Origin of the sequence: Streptococcus sp., assembly GCF_030528045.1 — a bacterium.
Lineage (GTDB): Bacteria > Bacillota > Bacilli > Lactobacillales > Streptococcaceae > Streptococcus.
The window spans coordinates 1-21,820 of sequence record NZ_JAUMZR010000032.1 but is presented as its reverse complement, the minus strand read 5'-3'; the positions used below and the strand labels follow the sequence as shown (position 1 = coordinate 21,820).

Here is a 21,820-nt window from a genome sequence, read left to right as displayed (position 1 = left end):
AATATGAGGATCCCTTTAGGGATAGTGGTAAGTAATACTAAAGCCTCTTTAAGAGGCAAGTGACGAGTCAAGAGCAATGAGGCTTGAACAAGGTGAAAGCCAGCGCCTTTAGGCGCTGGCTGGTAATTTGGGCTTATAGCCCTGGTGCAAACCACCCGTTAGACGTGTGGTTATGATTGCGTATTGGATTTTTGATTTTTTTGAAAATTATGATAAAATAAAAGCTATGATAATGAGGAAATCTCATCCCTAGTCCAACTAGGAAAAAATATAGAAATTAGGTAGCTAGATGTCATCAAAGGTTATTGTTACAATTTTCGGTGCGAGTGGAGATTTAGCTAAACGCAAACTCTACCCTTCCCTTTTCAGACTCTATAAATCAGGCAATCTCTCTGAGCATTTTGCTGTTATCGGAACAGCTCGTAGACCTTGGAGTAAGGAATATTTTGAATCTGTAGTTGTCGAGTCCATCCTTGATTTGGCAGATAGTACCGAACAAGCCCAAGAATTTGCTAGCCACTTCTACTATCAAAGCCATGATGTGAATGATACGGAACATTACATTGCTTTGCGTCAATTACAAGCTGAGCTAAATGAAAAATACCAAGCTGAACACAATAAGCTCTTCTTCTTGTCTATGGCACCTCAGTTCTTTGGAACCATTGCCAAGCACCTCAAATCTGAAAACATTGTTGATGGCAAAGGTTTTGAGCGCTTGATCGTTGAGAAACCATTTGGTACAGACTACGAAACAGCTAGCAAACTCAACGAAGATCTCCTTGCGGCCTTTGATGAGGAGCAAATCTACCGTATTGACCATTACCTAGGTAAAGAGATGATTCAGAGTATCTTTGCTGTTCGTTTTGCCAATATGATCTTTGAGAATGTTTGGAATCGCGAACACATCGATAATGTTCAGATTACCTTTGCGGAACGCTTGGGTGTTGAAGAGCGCGGTGGCTACTACGATCAATCTGGTGCCCTTCGTGATATGGTGCAAAACCATACACTTCAACTCCTCTCTCTTCTAGCCATGGACAAACCAGCTAGCTTTACAAAGGATGAGATTCGTGCTGAAAAGATAAAGGTCTTTAAAAACCTCTATCATCCAACTGAGGAGGAATTGAAAGAACAGTTTATTCGTGGTCAGTATCGCTCTGGTAAAATCGATGGCATGAAATACATTTCCTATCGTAGCGAACCAAATGTCGACCCAGAATCTACAACAGAAACCTTTGCATCTGGCGCCTTCTTTGTAGACAGCGATCGTTTCCGTGGTGTTCCCTTCTTCTTCCGTACAGGGAAACGTCTGACTGAAAAAGGGACTCATGTCAACATCGTCTTTAAGCAAATGGACTCTATCTTTGGAGAACCATTAGCACCAAATATCTTGACCATCTATATCCAACCAACTGAAGGATTCTCTCTCAGCCTAAATGGGAAGCAAGTCGGAGAAGAATTCAACCTGGCTCCAAGCTCTCTGGATTACCGTACAGATGCTACTGCTACTGGAGCCTCACCAGACCCATACGAGAAATTAATCTACGATGTCTTGAACAACAACTCTACCAACTTTAGCCACTGGGATGAGGTAAGTGCTTCGTGGAAATTGATTGACCGTATCGAAGAGCTCTGGGCTGAAAACGGTGCTCCACTTCATGACTATAAAGCCGGAAGTATGGGGCCACAAGCTAGCTTTGACTTACTTGAAAAGTATGGAGCTAAATGGACCTGGCAACCAGATATCGCCTATCGTGAAGATGGCCGTTTAGAATAGCAAAAATATCCTGTAAGATTGACTTGCAGGATATTTATTTTGTATTAAATCAAGCCTTCTAAGAGACCCTTCATAAAGTTTTCTGAGTTAAATTCCCCAATATCATCAATTTTTTCACCGAAACCAATCAATTTTACTGGGATATTAAGTTCTTCGCGGATAGCCAGAACAATACCACCTCGGGCAGTTCCGTCAATTTTTGTCAAGACAATTCCTGTCAATGGTGTTATCTTAGAAAATTCCTTAGCTTGTACCAAGGCATTCTGTCCAGTTGACGCATCAAGGGAAAGGAAGGTTTCATGAGGTGCTTCTGGAACGACACGTTTGATAATGCGACCAATCTTTTCCAACTCGGCCATAAGGTTGTCCTTGTTTTGCAGACGCCCTGCTGTATCAATCATGAGAATATCAATTCCTTCTGCTACAGCACGTTCCATCCCATCAAAGACCACACTTGCTGGATCAGCTTTTTCAGGCCCCGTCACAACAGGAACATCCACACGATGGCCCCATTCTACTAGCTGGGCAACGGCTCCAGCACGGAAGGTATCTGCCGCAACCAACATGACTTTCTTGCCAGCTTGTTTATAGCGATGAGCCAATTTCCCAATAGAGGTTGTTTTCCCAACACCATTGACTCCGACAAAGAGCATGACAGTCAAACCATCTTGGAAGTGGATTTGTTCATCGTAGTTGCCATCCTTCTCATAGAGTTCAACCAATTTCTCGATAATGACACGACGGAGTGCGTCAGGCTTCTTAGCATTTTCGAGTTTGGCTTCATAACGTAGTTCTTCTGTTAAATTTGAAGCAACTTGCACACCGACATCGCTCATGATGAGCAGTTCTTCCAATTCCTCGAAGAATTCTTCATCGACAGAACGGAAGTTGGCAAAGAAGGCATTCAAACGAGCTCCGAATCCCGTACGGGTTTTCTTTAGACTGCGGTCATATTTTTCCTGCACGGTTTCTTCAACCTGAGGAAGTTCTTCTTCTACTACTTCTGACGCTAGTTCTTCTTCAGTTTCTTGGCTCTCTTCTTCTAAAACTTCTTCAGGCTCTTGGAATTGTTCCAATTCATCAGATTCTAGCTCAAGCTCTTCCTGATTAGTTTCCTCGACTGCTTCTGGTTCAATAACTTCTTCTGTTGAGATCTGAGGAATTTCTTCTTGAGCTGGTGTTTCTTCCACTTTGTCTCTTGCTGTCTCTTCCTGAGAAGTTTCTTCGACTGCCGTTTGGTTTTCTTCAAACTCTTCTGACAAATCAAGATTTTCCATAGCTTCTTTTACAATATCTTCGATTTTCGGCTCTTCTTTTTTCCCGAATAAACGGTCAAACAATCCCATATTCTAGTTCTCCTTTAGCACGTATTCTTCTATAGCCCAGGCAACGGCTTCCTCGTCGTTGGTCATCGGGGTAATCACATTGGCAACTTCCTTAACCGCTGGAACAGCATTTTGCATGGCAACTCCCAGACCTGCCCACTCAATCATAGAAAGGTCATTGGCCTCGTCACCACAAGCCATGACTTGACTTTGATCGATTCCCAAGTGTTTAATTAATTTCGCTAAACCTATCGCCTTGTGGACATTTTTCGGTGACCATTCCAATAAGAGTTCACGCGATTTGAAGATTTCGTATTGGTCAAACAATTCAGGAGAAATCTGTTGAATCGCTGCATCCAAAGGTTCTTGGGCAAAGGCAGTCACACATTTATTATATGTCTTCTGACTAGATAGATCTTCAAAAGCGACGGATACGAAAGTCAAGGCTGGATTGAACTTAGCATAGAGACTTTCTTGGTCAGACTGGATTTGATAGACTGTTCCTTCTGAAATAGCATCTAACGGTAATCCGAGTTTTTCAGTTTCCCCGTACAATCGTGCTACATCGTCGATTGAAAAGACAGTTTTATCGAGAATCTCTCCAGTATTTTTCTGTACCAGACCACCATTAAAGGTGATGGTGTACTCGTCCTCCTGACCATCAGTCCCTAGCTCATGGAGAAAGAAATCCATAGCCTTTAGAGGACGTCCCGTTGTCAGTACGACCTTTATACCACGATCACGCGCAGCCTTGAGGACCGCCTTGGTACGATCTGTCAGCTTTTTATCCGTTGTCAGCAAGGTGCCATCCAAATCAAGTGCAATCAATTTAATATCTGCCATTACAAGCCCTCCATATAAGTCATCACTGACTGGTCATTATGGTGGCCAATCACTGTCTCTGCTAATTCTAAAATCTCTGGTCGCGCATTTTCAGGAGCGATTGGATGCCCCACAACCTGCATCATATGAAGGTCATTAAGATTATCGCCAAACGCCATAACCTGATCCATGGTCAGATTCAGTTTTTTTGCCAGCTCAACAATAGCCACACCCTTATCAACATAGTCCAAGACAATATCGATGGATTCAAAACCTGTTGTCATGGCTTTCACACCAGAAACGTTTTCATTAACCCATGCCTCACCAACTTCTATCGTTTCTTCAGTAAAGTTAGTAGTGAATTTAAAAATCTCATCCGTGATATCTTCCAAACTCGCTACTTTTTGAATATTTTCATTGTAGTGACGGCTAAACATCAGATAGGTCTCATCCACTGTATCCAAAACATAACAAGCTTTTTTCCCAGTCAAGAGCATTTTTCTTTCATCAAAATAGGGTGATTTCTTTAAAGCTTCAAAAGTGCTCAAGTAAAAATCCCGAGACATAGTAGCCTCATACATATCCTCGCCATGAAACTCAACATAGCTCCCATTTTCAGCTATAAAAATCACTTCATCACGCACATCCGCAAACAACTTTTTCAGGGACAAGATACCGCGACCTGAAGCCACAGCAAAATAAATTCCCTTTTCCTTGTAGGAAACAAGTACGTTTTTAAGGCGTTCCATATCAAACCGACCCTCTCCATCTAGAAAGGTACCATCCATATCGGTTGCTACAAGTTTAATCATAAAATCCTTTATTCTCCAATTGATAAATCTATCTTCTATTATACCATAGATAAGTTTAAAAAGGTCCAGTACAGTAGGATAGCACTACTTTTTCGGAGAATCTTCAAAGGGCCTAAAAATTAGAATCGTAGAACTTTTTTCAGATAGTTTAAAAAGTTTGTATTCCCCTATTCTTTTCTCTATAATGGAGAGAAAGGAGATGACTATGACAGAAATGAAACATGAAATTGATGCAAACTTTGCAGGCCGACTCAATATCCTACGCGCAGGTGTTCTGGGAGCCAATGATGGGATTATTTCCATCGCTGGAGTGGTTATCGGGGTTGCTAGTGCGACAAGCAATATCTGGATTATCTTTTTATCAGGTTTGGCTGCTATCCTCGCTGGTGCTTTTTCTATGGCTGGTGGCGAATATGTCTCTGTATCCACTCAAAAAGACACGGAAGAAGCCGCTGTCTCTAGAGAGCAATTACTCTTAGATAAAGACATCGAATCTGCAAAACAATCCCTCTATGCTGCTTACCTTCAAAATGGTGAGTGTGAAACGTCCGCCCAACTTTTGACCAACAAAGCCTTTTTAAAGAATCCACTCAAAGCCTTGGTTGAGGAAAAATACGGTATCGAGTACGAAGAGTTTACCAATCCTTGGCATGCTGCTATTTCTAGCTTTATCGCCTTTGTACTGGGTAGTCTTCCTCCCATGCTTTCTATCACTATCTTTCCAAGTGATTATCGCATTCCTGCTACTGTTTTTATCGTGGCCCTTTCCCTTCTCGTCACTGGCTATACCAGTGCTAAACTAGGCAAGGCACCTACGAAAACAGCTATGATCCGTAACCTCTGTATCGGACTTCTGACCATGGGAGTGACTTACCTGTTTGGACAACTCTTCAGCATTTAAGATAAAAGAAATACCTCGATAAACATCGAGGTATCTTTTTTACATTTGCACAATCTTGCGATAGCTTCTTGAGGTAATCATAAAGATTAAGACATAGACAACGAGGAAGATAGCACAGATGGACAGAGTGACTGTCAACATCATGGTCGCATCTAGCACCCCAATGACTTTTAGGATGAGGCTAAGCATATGATAGGCAAAGGCAAGGTGTAAGAAAGCAAAGAGCAATGGGAGGAAGAAAACAGTTAGGACTTGTTTGTTGATGGTTTGCTTGATTTGCTTTTGATCGAGACCGACTTTTTGCAAAATGATAAAGCGTTCACGGTCTTCATATCCTTCAGAGATTTGTTTGTAGTAGATGACGAGAACCGTTCCCACCATAAAGATGATAGAGAGGAAGATACCGATGAAGAAGACTCCACCAAAGAGAGCACTCATCTGCGCACTGCTATCAGCCAGATTGCTTCCGTAAACATAGCTTCCTTCTTTGTTTAATTCTCTATTAAAGTTGTTGACGAATTTTGAATAGTCATCTGCAATTTTAAGCTGCTCTTCCTCACTAGCCGTTACATTCATACCACCATAGTATTGATTAAAGATGGAAGAATTAGGATGCTGGTCAAGAAAGGCTTTCAAGTCAGGAACAACCAAATAGTTATAGTCCGAAGTTAGAATATTGTACTGATTTGGGACATGTTCAAGAATAAAATCTTTTTTGATTTCTTCTTTGATCGTGTAGGTCTGGACATTCAGAGTCAATTCTTTCTGCCCTTGAAGTTGCTTGTTTTGAGCAAACAATCCAACTTCCTTACCCGAAAGTGCAAGTTTCTGTCCTGTCATATTCTCGTAGTCTTTTTGGTCAAAGACCATAAAAATAGTTTTCGGTAGAACACGATTTTGACCTTTATCAAAGATTGTCAATTTCGTACCTTCTTGATTTGCCACACCAAAGTTACTGTATGTAAGGACTTCTTTCTTTGTGACAGTCAATCCTTTTTCACTAGCATACTGGCTCAAGAGTTTTTCGATATCTTCTTTTTCAACATTCTGTCCTGTAATCCCAAAATCATGTGGATTCATGACCTTCTTGAAGTTTTCTGATGCCTTAAAGATACTTGTTGCAGCAGACATAGTCACTAAGACCATGGTTGAGAGAATAGCAATCGTCGCCAGACCAACCGCATTTTTCTTCATACGGAAAATGAGATTGGATACGGAAATCATGTTGTTGGGTTGATAATAGTAAGTCTTGTTTTTCTTCAAGATTTGTAGGAAAACTGTGATTCCTGCATTGAAGAGAAGATAAGTTCCCAAAATTACCAACAAGACTGCTACGAAGAAAATCAGAACAGCAGAAAGTGGATTTTCAACTGTAACTGCTAGGTAATAACCCGCTCCCAAACTGATTAGACCTAGAATGGTTTGAAGGCCTAAGAAACGTCCTTTTTTCTCACCACTGGCTTTTTCACGAGAGAGCTGAAGGGCATTCATGCGGGCGATGCGAAAGGCATTAATAAAAATCAAACCTAGGAAGATAGCTCCAAAGACGATGAGAACTAGGATAAAGACAATTGGTTGGAAAGTCGAAACGAGCTCCACTTTCATCTTCATCAGCTTCAGAAGAAGGGCAAAGATTAGCTTATCAAAGAGAGCTCCTAGGCCGAGACCAGCTGTTAAAGTTAAGGAACCAAAAATAAGAAGCTCCTTAAAAACCATACTGATCAAATGGCGCTTTTCAAGCCCCAGCATACCATATACACCCAGCTCCTTGGAGCGGTTCTTCATGACAAAACTATTGGCATAAAGGACAATAATTCCAGAAGCGATGGTAACAACCACCATACCGAGAGCCAGGGTCATAGAGATAGTTTCTCCCCCTCGGATCTTGCCAATGTTAGGATTAAGTGACAGTGAGTAAAAGAGATAGGTGATGGTCACTGCTAAGAGAACAGCAAGGGCAAAGGGATAGTAGAGTTTGCGGTTTTTAATCAAGTTGGATACCGCTAACTTATTGGTTAATCGTAACATACTAATTCACCTCGCTTGCCATAACAGTCAAAGTATCAGAGATTTCTTGGAACATCTGACGCTCTGTCTTGTCTCCGCGGTAGATTTGGTTGTAAAGAATACCATCCTTGATAAAGAGAACGCGCTTGGCCCTGCTGGCTGCTGCCGTTGAGTGAGTTACCATCAGAATGGTTTGGCCACGCTCATTGATTTCATCAAATACATCAAGAAGGGCTGCAGATGACTTGGAGTCAAGGGCTCCTGTTGGCTCATCCGCAAGGAGAATTTCAGGTTCTGTGATGATGGCGCGTGCTACTGCTACCCGCTGTTTTTGACCACCAGAGATCTCGTAAGGGTACTTCTCTTGCAATTGGTTGATACCTAGATTTTCAGCGGTTACTACCAATTTCTTCATCATCTCTGTGATAGGTTTTCGTGATAGAACTAACGGAAGCAAGATATTGTCCTTAACAGACAAGGTATCTAGCAAGTTAAAGTCTTGGAAGACAAATCCCAACTTCTCACGACGGAAACTCGAAGCCTGTGAATTTTTAATAGTGGCTGTGTCTGTTCCGTTTAGGTAAACCTGGCCTCGAGTTGGTTTATCCAGCATAGCTAGGATGTTGAGCAGGGTTGACTTTCCTGAACCAGACTCACCCATGATGGCAACGTAGTCACCCTTCTCTACGGTAAAGTGAATGTCCTTGAGGGCCTCAACTTGGTTGCCTTGGAAGCGTGTTTTATAGATTTTTTGAACGTGTTTTACATCTAAAAGTGTCATGATTTTCTCCTTCTTAATATCCCATCAATTGAAACTGTGCTTGCATCATAGCGCATCCCAGTTGAACACGCTCGATATCTTTTTGACTTGGTTTTCTTCTTTTCTTTTGTAAAATTCTTTTCATGGTTTTGCTCCTTTGTTCTTTATGAGTCTAGTTTATCGCAAAAAAAGTGGGCTTGCCATAACCTAACCTTACAAAAGAGACTTTAATCTTACATTTTTGTAAGATTGAAGAATATCAAGCAATTTCGCTATCAATATTTTACCATAAAAGAAAGGCAAGAAGAAAACCCTTGCGGACGCAAGGGTTAAGGTTGACTTCTTTATCTGATGACTTTAAGAAATAAGGAAAGTGTCTATAAACTATTTCCAAATCTGACTCACCAAAACCGTCCATCATTGTCATCAATGGCCTCGGCTTCCTTGCGTTTGCGTGGTCCTGTTCCATACATTTCTGCTTCAATCTCTTCCTTAGTTGGCAGAATAGAGGCTAGGATGATGTAGATAATCACGCCAATCCCAAAATTTGATATGGTAAAAATGGCAAAGAGAAAGCGGACTAGAGTTACATCAAAATTCCACTTGTCTGATAGACCAGCTAAAACTCCCGACACCATACTATTTCGTTTCATTTTATAAAATTTGTTATTCATGATATGTTCCTCTTTTGGTATTCTTACAAGTAGTATAGCATGAAACAGGTTCACAAACATCAGTCCTTAGGCCGATTTATGATGGCGAGTTTACCTCGACAAACCCCACAGCGATAGCGTTTGGTATCAATCCTACGCTTGCGTTGATAGCGTTGCTGGCAGTATTGGCACTGATAGACCAGAAAATTACTTTGGTCTTTCAAAGGGGGAACAAAGCGCAGTCCATCCACTTCTTTCAAAAGTTCTTTAAAATCTCGGTCCTTATGTCGATACCCCTTTTGCTGAAAATAAAGGTGATAGTGACAGAGTTCATGGCGCACGATTTTGCGAAAGACTTCCAAACCTAGTTCATTATAAATCTTAGGATTAAAATCCAAATGCCCATCCTTAGGGAAAAATCGTCCACCTGTCGTTCGCAGACGAGAATTCCACTGGGATTGGTGCGTGAAAGGTCTACCAAAGTCTTCGAGGGAAACAGATTGAACGTACTCAGTTAGATTCATCTGGAGCTAGGAGCGACAGATTAACTTTTTCACGTTCGGTATCGATTTTATTAACCCAAACCGTTACTAAATCTCCAACAGACACCACTTGACTAGGATGTTTGATAAATTTGCGACTCATGTGGGAAATATGAATCAAGCCGTCCTCATGAATTCCGATATCAACGAAGGCACCGAAATCAACGACATTACGCACCACACCTTCCAGCTTCTGGCCGACTTTTAAGTCCTTAATATCCAGAACATCTTGACGGAGAACTGGAGCATCAAAAGAATCACGGAAATCTCGACCAGGTTTGAGAAGGTCAGCAATGATATCTTTAAGGGTTTCTGGGCCAAGATTCAGTTCCTGTGCCATCTCCTTAACTGAAAGGGACTTAAGCTTACTTTGTGCCTCTTCATTCAAGTCTTTGATATCCAAGCGTTTGAAGAGCTCCTTCACGGCAGCATAGTTCTCTGGATGAACTCCTGTATTATCAAGGATATTGCTACTTTCCGGAATACGGAGGAAACCTGCAGCTTGCTCAAAAGCTTTGGCACCTAGACGAGGAACCTTTTTGATTTGGGCGCGTGAAGTGATTTTTCCTTCTTCCTCACGGTATTTGACAATATTTTCAGAAATGGTCTTATTGAGTCCAGCCACATGGGAAAGAAGAGCTGGGCTAGCTGTATTGACATTGACGCCGACTTGGTTCACCACGGTATCGACGACAAAGTCCAGACTTTCAGATAGTTTCTTCTGACTAACATCGTGCTGGTATTGACCGACACCGATTGACTTAGGATCGATTTTGACCAACTCAGCGAGGGGATCTTGCAAACGACGAGCGATAGAAATAGCAGAGCGTTTTTCAACAGTTAATTCTGGAAACTCCTGACGAGCAAGTTCACTGGCAGAGTAGACAGAAGCACCACTTTCATTGACGATAACATAGCTCACTTCTGGAAAATCTTTCAGAACTTCCGCCACAAAGGCTTCACTCTCACGGCTTGCAGTACCATTTCCGATAGCAATAATTTCGACACTGTACTGACCAATCAAATCTGCCAAATCTTTCTTAGCTTCTTCGATTTGACGAGCTGAGGCTGGTTTAACGGGATAAATGACTTGGGTCGTCAGCATTTTTCCTGTTGCATCAACGACAGCTAGCTTGGCACCTGTACGAAAGGCTGGGTCAAATCCTAGAACCACGCGCCCTTTCAGCGGAGCAACCAAGAGGAGATTGCGCAGATTGTCAGAAAAGAGTTGGATAGCCCCTTCTTCCGCTTTCTCAGTCAACTCTGTCCGAATGCGTCGCTCAATAGCAGGCAATACCTTTTTCTTAACTGACTGTTGGACAACTTCATCTATATAGGCATTTTTGACTTTGAAACGAGCACCAAAGAAAGATAAGATACGGTCCGTCGCATGTTCAAAGCCAACCTTCAAAATACCTAATTTTTCCCCACGGTTGAGAGCCAAGGTACGATAGCCCTGCATGTTGCCAACTGTCTCTGAAAAATCATAATAAATCTGAAAAACTTGTTTTTCATCGAGATTTTCACTCTTGACTTGCGAAGTGATTTTAGAGTGTCTCAACACTTCCTGATAGGTCATAGCACGTAGATTGACATCTTCGGATAAGGCTTCGACCAAGATATCAACCGCACCAGCCAAGGCTTCTTGACCAGTCGAAAATCCTTCACAGACAAACTTCTCAGCTTCTTTCTCTAAGCCAGTTACATTTTGCAAAATCAAGCGAGCAAGAGGAAAGAGTCCAGCTTCACGGGCAATAGTTGCCTTGGTTCGACGTTTTTCCTTATAAGGAAGATAGAGTTCTTCTACGTCTGCTAATTTCTCAGCTGCCAAAATAGCTGCTTCCAATTCCTTGGTCAGCTTGCCTTGTTCTTGAATCTTAGCCAAGACAGCTTCCTTACGGTCATTGAGATTTGTCAGACTTTTATCCAGGTCGATAATGGCCTTAATCCCCACCTCATCCAGACTACCAGTCATGTCCTTACGGTAACGCGCGATGAAGGGAATTGTCGCCCCCTCAGCCGTCAAACTTAGAACGGTATCGATTTGCTTTAAGGTTACACCCAAATCTTGGGAGATTTTTTCATATTTTTTATCCATGAACCTATTATACCATAAGGAACAGCTCTTGTTTTGCCTTACCTGTTTATGCATCTTTGATTATCAAAATAATCCCTTTTCCACAAAATAATAGTATAATAGAGGTAGAATGTAGAAAAGAGGTAGGCCTATGGCTGTTAAATTTACAAAAACCGACGACTTGGACAAGATGTTTGAAGAATTCGCCAAACTTCCTGACTTAACACAAGTCACTTTCCCAGATGACAAAGACAAAAAAGAAAAAGTTGAGAAGAAAAAATAGATGACTGTTTTCCAATCTCTTCCTCATAGTGTATTACAAGCGGGGGCTATTTTTCTCTCCATCATGATTGAAGCCCTTCCTTTTATCTTGATTGGGAGTCTCATTTCGGGATTGATTGAGGTCTATATCACGCCTGATAAAGTTTATGAGTTTCTTCCTCGCAATCGTTGGGGAAGGATCTTTTTTGGTACCTTCATTGGCTTCCTTTTTCCATCCTGCGAGTGTGGAATCGTTCCGATTATCAATCGTTTTTTGGAAAAGAAAGTCCCTAGCTACACGGCCGTTCCCTTTTTGGTGACTGCTCCCATCATCAATCCTATCGTTCTTTTCGCCACATATTCTGCCTTTGGCAATTCCTTAAAAATTACCTTCTTGCGAGCTCTGGGAGCCATTGTAGTTGCTTTGGTTCTTGGGATTTTTCTTGGATTTTTCTGGAAGGAACCCATTCAAAAAGAGAATCCTATTGCTTGTCATGAACATGACTTTTCACACTTGACTCCTTCTAGAAAAGTCTTTCAGATCTTTATACAGGCTATTGACGAGTTTTTCGATATGGGGCGCTATTTGGTCTTTGGTTGTCTCTTTGCAGCTATCGTGCAAGTCTATGTCCCGACTCGGATCCTGACCTCTATCAGTGCTAGTCCAGTCCTTGCGATTCTCTTGCTCATGTTTCTTGCCTTTCTCCTCTCGCTTTGTAGCGAGGCGGACGCCTTTATCGGAGCTTCTCTCCTCTCGAGCTTCGGCCTAGCGCCAGTCCTTTCTTTTCTGGTCATTGGTCCCATGCTTGATATCAAAAATCTCCTCATGATGAAACACTATCTCAAAGCGCGCTTCATCTGGCAATTCATGGGCATCGTGACAGTGCTTGTCTTGCTTTATTCTTACATGATGGGGGTGATGCTATGATCCGATTTTTCATTTTACTGGGTTATTTTGCCCTGACTCTGTATCTGCAGCTATCTGGCAAGCTCAGTCACTACATTAACCTCCACTATTCCTATCTAGTCTATATCTCCATGGTCCTTTCTCTTCTATTGGCCCTAGTCCAATTCTACATCTGGATCAAGAAAATCAATTCTCACAGCCATTTGGAAAGCCGTCGAGCTAGACGAATCAGCTTCTTTTTACTGTCACTACCTCTGTTGATTGGCGTTGCCTTTCCGACAGTAAGTTTGGACTCGAGAACCGTATCAGCTAAGGGATATCATTTCCCGCTTGCTGAGGGAATCAACACAGCCATTCAGGCAAGCGAAGGAACGTCCAGTCAATACCTCAAACCCGATACCAGCACCTATTTTTCCAAATCTGCTTATGAAAAGGAAATGAGAACCACAGCTGACAAATACCTCGCCCAGCCAACCATTCACATCACTGATGAAAACTATATGGAGGTCATGGAAGTTCTCTATGACTATCCTCAAGAGTTTAAAGGAAAGAAAATCGAGTTTACAGGCTTTGTTTATAACGATCCTAGCCATGAAGATAGCCAGTTCCTCTTTCGCTTTGGAATCATCCACTGTATCGCAGACTCTGGTGTATATGGACTCTTGACCAAGGGGAACTCACGCCAGTATCCTGACAATACTTGGATTACCGCTAAAGGAACCCTGACCCTCCACTACCATAAAGAACTCAAACAAAAACTCCCAACACTGGAAGTTGAGAGTTTCACAAAAGTAGACAAACCAGAAAATCCTTATGTCTATCGCGTGTTTCAATAAAAATGTAGCCTAAACAGGCTACTTTTTATTATTTAGTAAGTTTCTAACCTCTTGAACACCAATCTGATCGCCAGCCTTTTCAAAAAGAGCGATAGCTTGTAAAAAATTTTCATGTGATTCTTCAGGATTTTGTATCGAACCAATCTCTCCTAAACCTCTATAAGCACAAGCTTGGGCAATCAAATCATCTGTTTGCAAAGCTTGTTTTAAGGACTGTTCCATATACATGAATGCTTCTACTACTTTCCCTACCTTTAATCGTAAATAACCCTGCTCATAATTGTTAACAGAAGATTTGAGGGTATCCTCTGTAAAAGCTTCTTCAATGACTTTTTGCTCTCTTTCGATATAGAGAAGGGCTGTTTGAAATTCATTCATTTCACGATAAACCATGGCTAACTGATGATAGCCTATATGTTCATTTTCTGGGTCGCTTTTAGTTCGTGCTAAGTCAATGTAACGCTGATAGATATTTAAGCACTCGTTGTATTTTTGCTCTTCAAGATAAATATACCCCATCAAATTTAACAAACTAAAATCCGTGCAAGTTTCCAATGAAAAATCAGCTTCAACTAATTTTTTAGCCTCATTAATCTTACCCTCAAACAATAAATCCCATGCTTGATTCATACATATCCTCCTGCTTCTTACGTTGTATAGAAAAAAATTGACAAATCGCTATCAGACTCGTATTTTTTCCAAGCTAAACTGAAGCCATAATAATCTTCAAATTCAGGGTGCCAGTCATAATAAAGTGGGACACGACTATACTTTCTTGCTACAACTTCGTCTTCAAATTCTGGAGACTCCCCTGCAGTAATACCAAATTGAAGACCATTTAGTTCCCAAGTATTTCCCCAAACATTTTCATCAGAGAGAACATCGATCCATCTAGAAGCATCAATATCAAAATCTGCACATAATTCCAGTTCATAGAATCTTCTACAGTTAATCTCTGAAGGTTTTATATAAAGGGCGCTATCAACTTGGTACTTTTTATAGCTGACTTGAATCTCTGTGATTTTCATTGGAATTGGAATTCCATTTAATTCTAACCAGAAATAGCCTAAAGAAGTTTTGATACTATAATATGTTTGCTGATAGTTGAGGTTAGCGTTTTTAGAGCAAACATCTAGGATTCTTCCTAGCTTTTTTAAATTTCTAAAAACGTTTTTCGAAGTGATTGGGTCGAAATGTGAATACCTACGAATGACACGTTTTAACTTTTCAACAGGAAAAGTGATATCCTTTGGTAGGGCATGATACTTCTGTACAACTAAAGCAGTTTTTTCAGTATTTTCCTTCCCTACTGGGACAATAACAGCGTGCCCAATATGGATATTTGGATCATCACAAATATAAGTATAGCCATTCCCTCCCTCCTGAAACTCAACCACAACAAGATTTAACTCTTGATCTGGATCAAAGAGAGGCTCTACCTTTTCGACTTCTTGGCGCTCATAAAAAGTAAAGCGATCTTCATCCTTGTCGTCGCCAAAAATCATGAAGCTTCCACATTCAGGGCACTTCCATATATAAAAAGAAGCTTCTGAAATGTCTTCATAAGAAATTTTATTATGGTCGTCAGCTTTATTCATGATTTCTTCAAACAACTCATCTGAATAAACTGAATAAGCATTTGGATCGGGCGAGCTATGGTTGTTCATTGCTTGCCCGCATTTACATGTCCATTTACCCATAAACAACCTCAGTCGTGGCCTAATTCTTCAAGGAAAAATTGATTTAGAGCTTTCCAGTCTTTCTTTTCCTCACTAACACTTTGAACGTATGCATCCAGCTCTTGGATGTTAGCTAAAATATAATCTTGAATTGGCATTATCGGATCAATTTCCATACCTTCAGGCCCATTTATCTTAATGTCTAGCAATCTTGAAACATGCTCCTGCATTTGAGACGGAAGTAATTCTTTGACCAAATCATCAAACAAAATCGGTGGAACAGAATGGTATTTTTCAATCCAGCGACAGGCTAAAATAGGACGAAGTACATAGAAATACTTTTTAGGTTTGACATTGTTTCCTGAAAGATACTTATTCATTTGAGTTCTTGCAGTGTTCAAGTAATGGTGGAGCATTTTTTTCTCAGAAAAATACTGGTTAGCAAGGGGACGTAGGCGTTCAATAAAATCCGTTTGTTGATAGACAATTGGTGACTGTAACCATTCAAACAGTGTTGGATTTGACTTATAAAGGAGTTTTAAAGTCTTGTCTAAATCCCAGCCACTCACATCCCAAGTATCGTCAATTGGTAGCTCGATAACATCACGCTGTTCATTTAAACGGAGATAAAAATCTTGCTTGTGTTTGTAGATAAACCGTACATCAAAGTCACTATCGGGAGACTCAAAACCCTAGGCACGACTACCAGACTCGATAGTCCACAAAACTGCGACTCCGTAATCACGCTCGATTTCTGCTAATTTTTCCGGTACCAGAACATTCATTTCTTTTTGAGTTTGCATAATAAAGCCTCGTCTATATTCTGAGCATAAGTAGATGCTAAAATAGGGAATTATGGGAACTAAAAAGAATTATATCACTCTTTCAAAACTACAATCAAATAAACTAAACCTTCTATAAGCTTATTCAGACGTTTTCTATACCTGAGCCCCTTGAATGACAGAATCTCCATCCTTCCAGTTTCGAGCAATCTCTTCGTCTTTCTGGAGTTGGTCTACCAGTTCCTCTACGGAGTCAAATTTGACCATATCTCGGACACGGTCCAGCCAGTAGACCATGACTGTCTCACCGTAAATATCGTCTGAAAAGTCGAAAATATTGACTTCAAAACGTGGTTCTTCTCCATCAAAGGTAACATTTTTGCCAACGCTCGCCATGCCACGATATCTCTGACGCTGCACTTCCACATCGACTACGTAAACACCGTCCGCTGGCATATAAGTTCGGTCTCTTAGGACCAGATTTGCTGTTGGATAACCGATCGTACGCCCACGAGCATTTCCATGAACGACCATCCCACGGGTTGGAAGCGGTGTGCCGAGCAAATGATTGACTTCCTTGACATCTCCATCAAGAATAGCCTGACGAATCCGTGTGGAACTAATCTTGCCCTTTTCATCCTCGACTGGAGGAACAATGATGATCTCTCCATCAAAATAGTCCTTCAGGTCATCCGCAGTTTTCTTATCCGAGCCAAAGGTATAGTCAAATCCTGCTACAATAATCGCTGGTTTTAAAGCTCGAACATAGGTATCAAAGAATTCTTGACCCGTTAAACTAGCAAATTTGCTACTAAAGTCGAGTAAGAATAGAGCCTCTACTCCATGCCATTTCATCTTGTGCTCTCGTTCTTCGTGATTGACGATGTGAAGCATTAGTTCAGGTTGATAAGGTTGTAAGGCAAGTTTTGGCGACTCTGTGAAAGTCATCACGACAACTGGCAGATAATCCTTCATCGAAGCCTTGCTGGCCACTTCAAAAAGTTTCTGATGTCCCTTGTGGATGCCATCAAAATAACCTAGTACAAGGACTGTTTTCCCTGGTACTGCAATATCTTTTTCGTTCTTAATAGGTACTGTTGTAATCATGAAACTATTATATCATAGAGAAAGTCTTTTCGCTAAGAGGAAATCCCAAATGTCGTTTTTTGCGCCTGAACTGACCTTAAGAGAAAATTTAGCACTTTAGCTTAAAAAAATAGCACCTCCTAAGAGATGCTATCATTTGGTAACTAGTCTATTGTTTCTTCTAAATCTTTTAACTTAACCGAAACAATCTTAGAAACACCTGATTCTTGCATGGTAACTCCATAGATAGAGTCCGCTGCCGCCATCGTCCCCTTACGGTGGGTTACGACGATAAACTGACTATCCTTGTCAAAGCGGTTGAGGTAATCCCCAAAACGTTTGACATTGGCTTCGTCCAGCGCTGCCTCTACCTCGTCCAAGATAACAAAAGGAATGGTCTTAACACGGATAATGGAGAAGAGCAGAGCCAGAGCAGATAGGGCTTTTTCACCACCACTCATAAGATTAAGTGATTGGATTTTCTTGCCTGGTGGTTGGACAGAAATCTCCACACCAGCTGTTAAAAGATCGCCCTCAGTCAATATCAAATCTGCCTGACCACCGCCAAACATCTGTCTAAAGGTCACTTTAAAGGACTCACGAATAGCCTCAAAGGTTGATTTGAAGCGTTCCTTAACCTCATCATTCATCTCTGTGATGGTCTCAAGGAGTAGGTTTTTCGCAGACAAAATATCATCTCGTTGGCTATTTAGGAAATCCAAACGATTGTGGACTTCTTCGTACTGTTCAATAGCATCCAAATTGACTGGACCGAGTGAGCGAATAGCTTTCTCAAGATCTTTAACCTCTTGCTCTGCCAGATTGAGATCTTCCAACTCATGTGCTTTTTCTAGAGCCTCAGTGTAGCTGATCTGGTACTGGTCAGTTAATTGAGCTTGTAGATAGCGCAAGCGTTCGCTGACCTTTTCCTTTTTGGCTTCAGCACGTGTTTGTTTACGAATCCACTCCTCATTCTGCTGACGAGCCTGATCCAAATGGCTGGCAATATCATCCAGCTGGCCTTCGATATCATCCAACTCAAACTGCTTGCGTATCAAACCTTGTTGGAGGTTTGTTTTCTGAGTTTTGGCCTCTTCCACCTGCTGGCTTAGCAAATCCGTATCCACTTTCTCAAGATTATCAACCTTTTCTTGGAGAAGGCGCTGAATTTCCTCTTGTTCGAGATTGAGGTTATCCAATTCCTTACCTAGGCGTTCAATATCAGTCACTTCATACCGCTTTTGTCCTTGTAGTTCAGACTTAAGCAAGCGCGCTTGAGAAATCTGTTCCTGCAAGTTTTGATAGCGTTCTTGAATAGCGTTTTTGTTAGACTTAATCTCTTCAATCTCAGCTTCCAGATTTTGCTTTTCACTGGCGATAGTAGCAAGGCGCTCTTGGCATTTTTCCTTGTCCGCTTGCCAATCTCCTTCAGATAGGCGATTTAATTCCTCTTCTTGAAGTTTCCAAAGCGTTTCCAGTTCTTCGACCTGCTGATTGGTTTGCTGATAAGCAAGGTACAAGCCTTGCTCCTGTATACGAGCTTGCTCACCCTGAGATTTGATAGCTTCTAATCTTTCTGCCAATACCGCCATCTCATCTTGCAAGGTCTTCAAACTCGCTTCTTCTGACCGCAGACTATCTTCTTCTTCAGCAATTTCTTTTTGTAATTGTTCCAGCTCTGGCTTGATGAAAATACTATTGTTTTGACGATTAGCACCACCCGCATAGGAACCACCTGTACGCAATTCGGTACCATCAAGCGTCACCATGCGAACCTGATAGCGAACTTGACGAGCTGCGACACGCGCATGTTCTACGGTATCAAAGATAGCCGTCGTAGCTAGCAAGTTCTTGAAAATGGCTTCTAGTCTCTTGTCAAACGACACCAACTCATCAGCCATGCCCAGAAATCCTAGACTTGCAGCGATAGCATCTTGATTCTGACTAGAGATTGTACGCGCCTTAATCGTTGTCAAAGGAAGGAAGGTTGCACGACCAGTTCTGTTGCGCTTGAGAAAATCAATAGCCTTGGTTGCCGCTTGCTCATCTTCTACAATGATATGCTGACTGCTAGCTCCAAGCGCAATCTCCAAGGCAGTTTGATAATGCACATCAAAGGTCAAATGTTCACTGACTGCACCAATGATCCCACCAAGACGGTCTTTTTCTTGAAGAACACTCTTAACACCCGCATAAAAATTACTATGATTTCTTAGAATGTTTTCTAAGCTTTGGGCTCTAGCCTGCTTGTTTTTAAGAGCGTCCAGACGGTCAAAGAGTTGGCTCTGCTGGGCTTGGTAAGAAGCTTTCTGCTCCTCTTGTTCCTTGGCACTAGCTTGGTAGTCTGCCAATAATTTCTGAACCTGCTCCTTGGCGGTTTCAAGCTCGTCTTTTTGCTGACTAGCCTTCTCTTTAGCTGTAGCCAGCTGTTCTTTCAATTTCTCAAGTTGATCTGCTTGTTTTTGAGATAGTTGACGGCTGTTTTCCAACTCATTCTCGATGCGGGTCAGTTGGTTTGAGACATCCGCTTCTTCTTGTAAAAGCGCCACAAAACGTTCACGCAGGAGTTCAATCATCTGGTCAGGATCATCTGAAAATGCTAACAACTCTGCCTCTAGGCGATTGAGTTCCTTGTTGTTCTCAGCTAGGCTTTCCTCTAACCGTGCCAAGTTCGCTTCTTTTTCGGCCTTCTCTTTACTTAGAGCCTTTTTCTTATCTTCCAAAGCGGTCAAACGGGCTTGTGCTTCTTGTTGATTAAGGGCAACTTGCTCGGATTCCAGTTTAGACAGGGCTAGTTTTCGCTCTAAGTCACTGATCAAACTAGTCAAATCCATTAAGCTTCCTTGGTCTTTAGCCATTTGAGCTTGGAGATCTTGGCGTTTCTTTTTAAGAGTTTGATTTTCCTCTTCTAACTCTTCACGCTTTTGGTAATAGCTAGTCAAGAGTTCCTGAACCTGCGTTAGCTCTTCTTCTGTTAGCTCTAGTTCAGTCTTGTTTTCCTTGATTTGGGCAACCAGTACATCCAAGTAAATCGCCTTACGTTGACCATCCAGGTCCAGAAACTTGCGAGCATTCTCGGCTTGTTTTGCTAAGGGCTTGATTTGATTGTCCAACTCATAGATAATGTCCTCTAAGCGGTCGAGATTGTCTTGAGTTTGTTGCAGTTTGCTTTCTGTTTCTTTTCGACGAGTCTTGTATTTTAAAACTCCAGCAGCTTCTTCAAAAATAGCTCGACGTTCTTCGGGCTTGGAGTTAAAAATTTCCTCAACCTTCCCTTGGGAAATGATGGAGAAGGAATCCCGTCCCAAACCGGTATCCAAGAAGAGGTCGTGGATATCACGCAAGCGCACCTTCTTGCCATCAATTCGATACTCGCTATCTCCACTACGATAGATATGGCGTTCTACCTTAATGACTTGCCCTGCATCCTTGATGAAGCCATCTTCATTGTCCAAGGTCACGATAACAGAGGCATAATTGAGTGGTTTGCGACTTTCAGTTCCAGCAAAGATAACGTCGGGCATCTTACCACCACGAAGGCTCTTGACACTAGACTCCCCTAAGGCCCATCGCAAACTTTCTGTAATATTTGACTTCCCAGAACCATTGGGCCCAACGACAGCTGTCACACCTTGGTCAAAGACGACCTTTGTCTTGTCAGCAAAGGACTTGAATCCCTGAATCTCAATCTCCTTTAAATACATGAATCCAGCCCTTTCTCAACTGCATTTTTGGCGGCCTCTTGTTCTGCCAATTTTTTAGAACGGCCTTGACCTTTTCCAATACTCTTTCCTTCGACCAGAACTTCTACATCAAAAATCTTATCATGAGCAGGTCCCGTTTCAGAGGTCACCTGGTAACGAATATCCACATCGCCATTGACCTGGAGCAACTCTTGCAGGTGTGTCTTGTAATCCTTAATCATTTCAAAGTCACCTGCTTCAACCTTGGGAATCATGACCTGATAGATGAACTCTTTTACTCTAGCAACATCCTTGTCTAAAAGCAAAGCACCCAGAAAGGCTTCAAAGGCATCACCAAGAATGGTGTCTCGATTGCGCCCACCAGATTTTTCTTCCCCTTTTCCTAGCTTGATAAACTGATCAAACTGGCAATCACGCGCAAAACCAGCCAAACTCTCCTCGCGGACAATCATAGCACGGAGTTTGGACAAATCTCCCTCCGGTTTCTTAGGATATTTTTTATACAGATATTCTGAAATCAATAATTGCAGAACAGCGTCTCCTAAAAATTCCAAGCGCTCATTGTGTGAAATTTTTAAGAGGCGGTGCTCATTGGCATAACTCGTATGAGTAAAGGCCGTTTCCAGTAAGTTTTTGTCTGCAAATTCGATTGCAAAACGCTTCTTCAGTACAGTTTGTAATTCTTTCATACCAACCTCTTTCTAACTGATAACAGTCTCTTTTATTATATCAAAAAAAGCCCCCTGAGTCACTTTAAAACGGGACTAGAGGGGATTTGAGCATTTTTTAGAACAAACTTTTCATTTTTAGGGGCAAACTTAGGGCGAGATAAAGAAAGGCTCTATAATATCTGTAGTGGGTAAAAACCACTATGGAAATTATGGAGCTT

18 protein-coding genes and 1 pseudogene are annotated in these 21,820 nt (G+C 41.6%); 5 read left to right on the top strand and 14 right to left on the bottom strand.

All coding sequences use genetic code 11. The features are described from left to right. Positions 1–289: 289 nt before the first annotated feature. A complete protein-coding gene (zwf, locus tag Q4A91_RS07080; RefSeq protein ID WP_084867388.1) occupies positions 290–1,777 on the top strand; it encodes a glucose-6-phosphate dehydrogenase in 1,488 nt (495 codons plus the stop codon). 44 nt (positions 1,778–1,821) lie between these two features. Here the strand turns inward: zwf and ftsY are convergent, their stop codons facing one another. Genes ftsY through Q4A91_RS07065 form a run of 3 tightly spaced genes read right to left on the bottom strand, consistent with a single transcriptional unit; the run spans position 1,822 to position 4,736 of the window. Further along, a complete protein-coding gene (gene ftsY / locus Q4A91_RS07075) occupies positions 1,822–3,123 on the bottom strand; it encodes a signal recognition particle-docking protein FtsY (RefSeq protein WP_303212305.1) in 1,302 nt (433 codons plus the stop codon). A gap of 3 nt (positions 3,124–3,126) precedes the next feature. Further along, on the bottom strand, positions 3,127–3,945 hold the full coding sequence (locus Q4A91_RS07070) for a Cof-type HAD-IIB family hydrolase (protein WP_303212304.1): 819 nt from the start codon (positions 3,943–3,945) through the stop codon (positions 3,127–3,129). After that, positions 3,945–4,736 (bottom strand): Cof-type HAD-IIB family hydrolase, encoded by a 792-nt coding sequence (locus Q4A91_RS07065; RefSeq protein ID WP_303212302.1) that lies wholly within the window; start codon positions 4,734–4,736, stop codon positions 3,945–3,947. Before Q4A91_RS07065 ends, Q4A91_RS07070 begins: the two co-directional genes overlap by 1 nt. Positions 4,737–4,941: 205 nt before the next feature. On the opposite strand from Q4A91_RS07065, the gene Q4A91_RS07060 reads away from it, so the two are divergent. Further along, positions 4,942–5,637 (top strand): VIT family protein, encoded by a 696-nt coding sequence (locus Q4A91_RS07060; protein WP_303212300.1) that lies wholly within the window; start codon positions 4,942–4,944, stop codon positions 5,635–5,637. A gap of 39 nt (positions 5,638–5,676) precedes the next feature. Here Q4A91_RS07060 and Q4A91_RS07055 read toward each other — a convergent pair whose 3' ends face one another. From Q4A91_RS07055 to Q4A91_RS07035, 5 genes are all read right to left on the bottom strand, one after another. Then, on the bottom strand, positions 5,677–7,665 hold the full coding sequence (locus Q4A91_RS07055) for an FtsX-like permease family protein (RefSeq protein WP_303212297.1): 1,989 nt from the start codon (positions 7,663–7,665) through the stop codon (positions 5,677–5,679). Between the two features lies 1 nt (position 7,666). Next, positions 7,667–8,425, bottom strand: coding sequence for an ABC transporter ATP-binding protein (locus Q4A91_RS07050; protein WP_000173369.1), 759 nt, complete (start codon positions 8,423–8,425; stop codon positions 7,667–7,669). A gap of 380 nt (positions 8,426–8,805) precedes the next feature. After that, complete coding sequence (locus tag Q4A91_RS07045; RefSeq protein ID WP_001060204.1) at positions 8,806–9,078, bottom strand: PspC domain-containing protein; 273 nt, start codon at positions 9,076–9,078, stop codon at positions 8,806–8,808. 59 nt (positions 9,079–9,137) lie between these two features. Continuing rightward, on the bottom strand, positions 9,138–9,581 hold the full coding sequence (locus tag Q4A91_RS07040) for a SprT family protein (RefSeq protein ID WP_303212293.1): 444 nt from the start codon (positions 9,579–9,581) through the stop codon (positions 9,138–9,140). Beyond that, positions 9,568–11,697, bottom strand: a complete 2,130-nt coding sequence (locus Q4A91_RS07035; protein WP_303212291.1) for a Tex family protein — start codon at positions 11,695–11,697, stop codon at positions 9,568–9,570. Before Q4A91_RS07035 ends, Q4A91_RS07040 begins: the two co-directional genes overlap by 14 nt. 130 nt (positions 11,698–11,827) lie before the next feature. On the opposite strand from Q4A91_RS07035, the gene Q4A91_RS07030 reads away from it, so the two are divergent. The 3 genes from Q4A91_RS07030 to Q4A91_RS07020 are packed head-to-tail and all read left to right on the top strand — an operon-like array spanning position 11,828 to position 13,680. Then, complete coding sequence (locus tag Q4A91_RS07030; RefSeq protein ID WP_000268696.1) at positions 11,828–11,959, top strand: SPJ_0845 family protein; 132 nt, start codon at positions 11,828–11,830, stop codon at positions 11,957–11,959. After that, positions 11,960–12,865, top strand: coding sequence for a permease (locus Q4A91_RS07025; RefSeq protein WP_303212289.1), 906 nt, complete (start codon positions 11,960–11,962; stop codon positions 12,863–12,865). Continuing rightward, positions 12,862–13,680 carry a TIGR03943 family protein gene (locus tag Q4A91_RS07020; protein WP_303212287.1) on the top strand — a complete coding sequence of 273 codons (819 nt, stop codon included), beginning with the start codon at positions 12,862–12,864 and terminating at the stop codon, positions 13,678–13,680. Before Q4A91_RS07025 ends, Q4A91_RS07020 begins: the two co-directional genes overlap by 4 nt. 18 nt (positions 13,681–13,698) lie before the next feature. On the opposite strand, the gene Q4A91_RS07015 is transcribed toward Q4A91_RS07020, so the two are convergent. The 6 genes and pseudogenes from Q4A91_RS07015 to rnc form a co-directional block, all read right to left on the bottom strand. Beyond that, the gene (locus tag Q4A91_RS07015) at positions 13,699–14,310 is read right to left on the bottom strand and encodes a lipopolysaccharide assembly protein LapB (protein ID WP_303212285.1); all 612 of its coding nucleotides are present in this window, start codon (positions 14,308–14,310) and stop codon (positions 13,699–13,701) included. A 17-nt stretch (positions 14,311–14,327) separates the two neighbouring features. After that, a complete protein-coding gene (locus Q4A91_RS07010) occupies positions 14,328–15,380 on the bottom strand; it encodes a hypothetical protein (RefSeq protein WP_303212284.1) in 1,053 nt (350 codons plus the stop codon). An 8-nt stretch (positions 15,381–15,388) separates the two neighbouring features. Next, a pseudogene (locus Q4A91_RS07005) lies at positions 15,389–16,162 on the bottom strand (nucleotidyltransferase domain-containing protein). Between the two features lie 135 nt (positions 16,163–16,297). Continuing rightward, positions 16,298–17,248 carry a bifunctional riboflavin kinase/FAD synthetase gene (locus Q4A91_RS07000; RefSeq protein ID WP_303212282.1) on the bottom strand — a complete coding sequence of 317 codons (951 nt, stop codon included), beginning with the start codon at positions 17,246–17,248 and terminating at the stop codon, positions 16,298–16,300. Positions 17,249–17,391: 143 nt separating this feature from the next. Further along, positions 17,392–20,931, bottom strand: coding sequence for a chromosome segregation protein SMC (gene smc, locus Q4A91_RS06995; RefSeq protein WP_303212281.1), 3,540 nt, complete (start codon positions 20,929–20,931; stop codon positions 17,392–17,394). Continuing rightward, on the bottom strand, positions 20,922–21,620 hold the full coding sequence (gene rnc / locus Q4A91_RS06990; protein ID WP_303212279.1) for a ribonuclease III: 699 nt from the start codon (positions 21,618–21,620) through the stop codon (positions 20,922–20,924). Before rnc ends, smc begins: the two co-directional genes overlap by 10 nt. Positions 21,621–21,820: the final 200 nt, after the last annotated feature.

What these genes read in the sequence shown, in the direction of transcription:
- Q4A91_RS07065 (WP_303212302.1), bottom strand. Translation starts at nt 4,736, where the DNA reads ATGATTAAACTTGTAGCAACCGATATGGATGGTACCTTTCTAGATGGA.
- Q4A91_RS07060 (WP_303212300.1), top strand. Translation starts at nt 4,942, where the DNA reads ATGACAGAAATGAAACATGAAATTGATGCAAACTTTGCAGGCCGACTC.
- rnc (WP_303212279.1), bottom strand. Translation starts at nt 21,620, where the DNA reads ATGAAAGAATTACAAACTGTACTGAAGAAGCGTTTTGCAATCGAATTT.
- Q4A91_RS07035 (WP_303212291.1), bottom strand. Translation starts at nt 11,697, where the DNA reads ATGGATAAAAAATATGAAAAAATCTCCCAAGATTTGGGTGTAACCTTA.
- Q4A91_RS07040 (WP_303212293.1), bottom strand. Translation starts at nt 9,581, where the DNA reads ATGAATCTAACTGAGTACGTTCAATCTGTTTCCCTCGAAGACTTTGGT.
- ftsY (WP_303212305.1), bottom strand. Translation starts at nt 3,123, where the DNA reads ATGGGATTGTTTGACCGTTTATTCGGGAAAAAAGAAGAGCCGAAAATC.
- smc (WP_303212281.1), bottom strand. Translation starts at nt 20,931, where the DNA reads ATGTATTTAAAGGAGATTGAGATTCAGGGATTCAAGTCCTTTGCTGAC.
- Q4A91_RS07020 (WP_303212287.1), top strand. Translation starts at nt 12,862, where the DNA reads ATGATCCGATTTTTCATTTTACTGGGTTATTTTGCCCTGACTCTGTAT.
- Q4A91_RS07050 (WP_000173369.1), bottom strand. Translation starts at nt 8,425, where the DNA reads ATGACACTTTTAGATGTAAAACACGTTCAAAAAATCTATAAAACACGC.
- zwf (WP_084867388.1), top strand. Translation starts at nt 290, where the DNA reads ATGTCATCAAAGGTTATTGTTACAATTTTCGGTGCGAGTGGAGATTTA.
- Q4A91_RS07010 (WP_303212284.1), bottom strand. Translation starts at nt 15,380, where the DNA reads ATGGGTAAATGGACATGTAAATGCGGGCAAGCAATGAACAACCATAGC.
- Q4A91_RS07055 (WP_303212297.1), bottom strand. Translation starts at nt 7,665, where the DNA reads ATGTTACGATTAACCAATAAGTTAGCGGTATCCAACTTGATTAAAAAC.
- Q4A91_RS07070 (WP_303212304.1), bottom strand. Translation starts at nt 3,945, where the DNA reads ATGGCAGATATTAAATTGATTGCACTTGATTTGGATGGCACCTTGCTG.
- Q4A91_RS07030 (WP_000268696.1), top strand. Translation starts at nt 11,828, where the DNA reads ATGGCTGTTAAATTTACAAAAACCGACGACTTGGACAAGATGTTTGAA.
- Q4A91_RS07025 (WP_303212289.1), top strand. Translation starts at nt 11,960, where the DNA reads ATGACTGTTTTCCAATCTCTTCCTCATAGTGTATTACAAGCGGGGGCT.
- Q4A91_RS07015 (WP_303212285.1), bottom strand. Translation starts at nt 14,310, where the DNA reads ATGAATCAAGCATGGGATTTATTGTTTGAGGGTAAGATTAATGAGGCT.
- Q4A91_RS07000 (WP_303212282.1), bottom strand. Translation starts at nt 17,248, where the DNA reads ATGATTACAACAGTACCTATTAAGAACGAAAAAGATATTGCAGTACCA.
- Q4A91_RS07045 (WP_001060204.1), bottom strand. Translation starts at nt 9,078, where the DNA reads ATGAATAACAAATTTTATAAAATGAAACGAAATAGTATGGTGTCGGGA.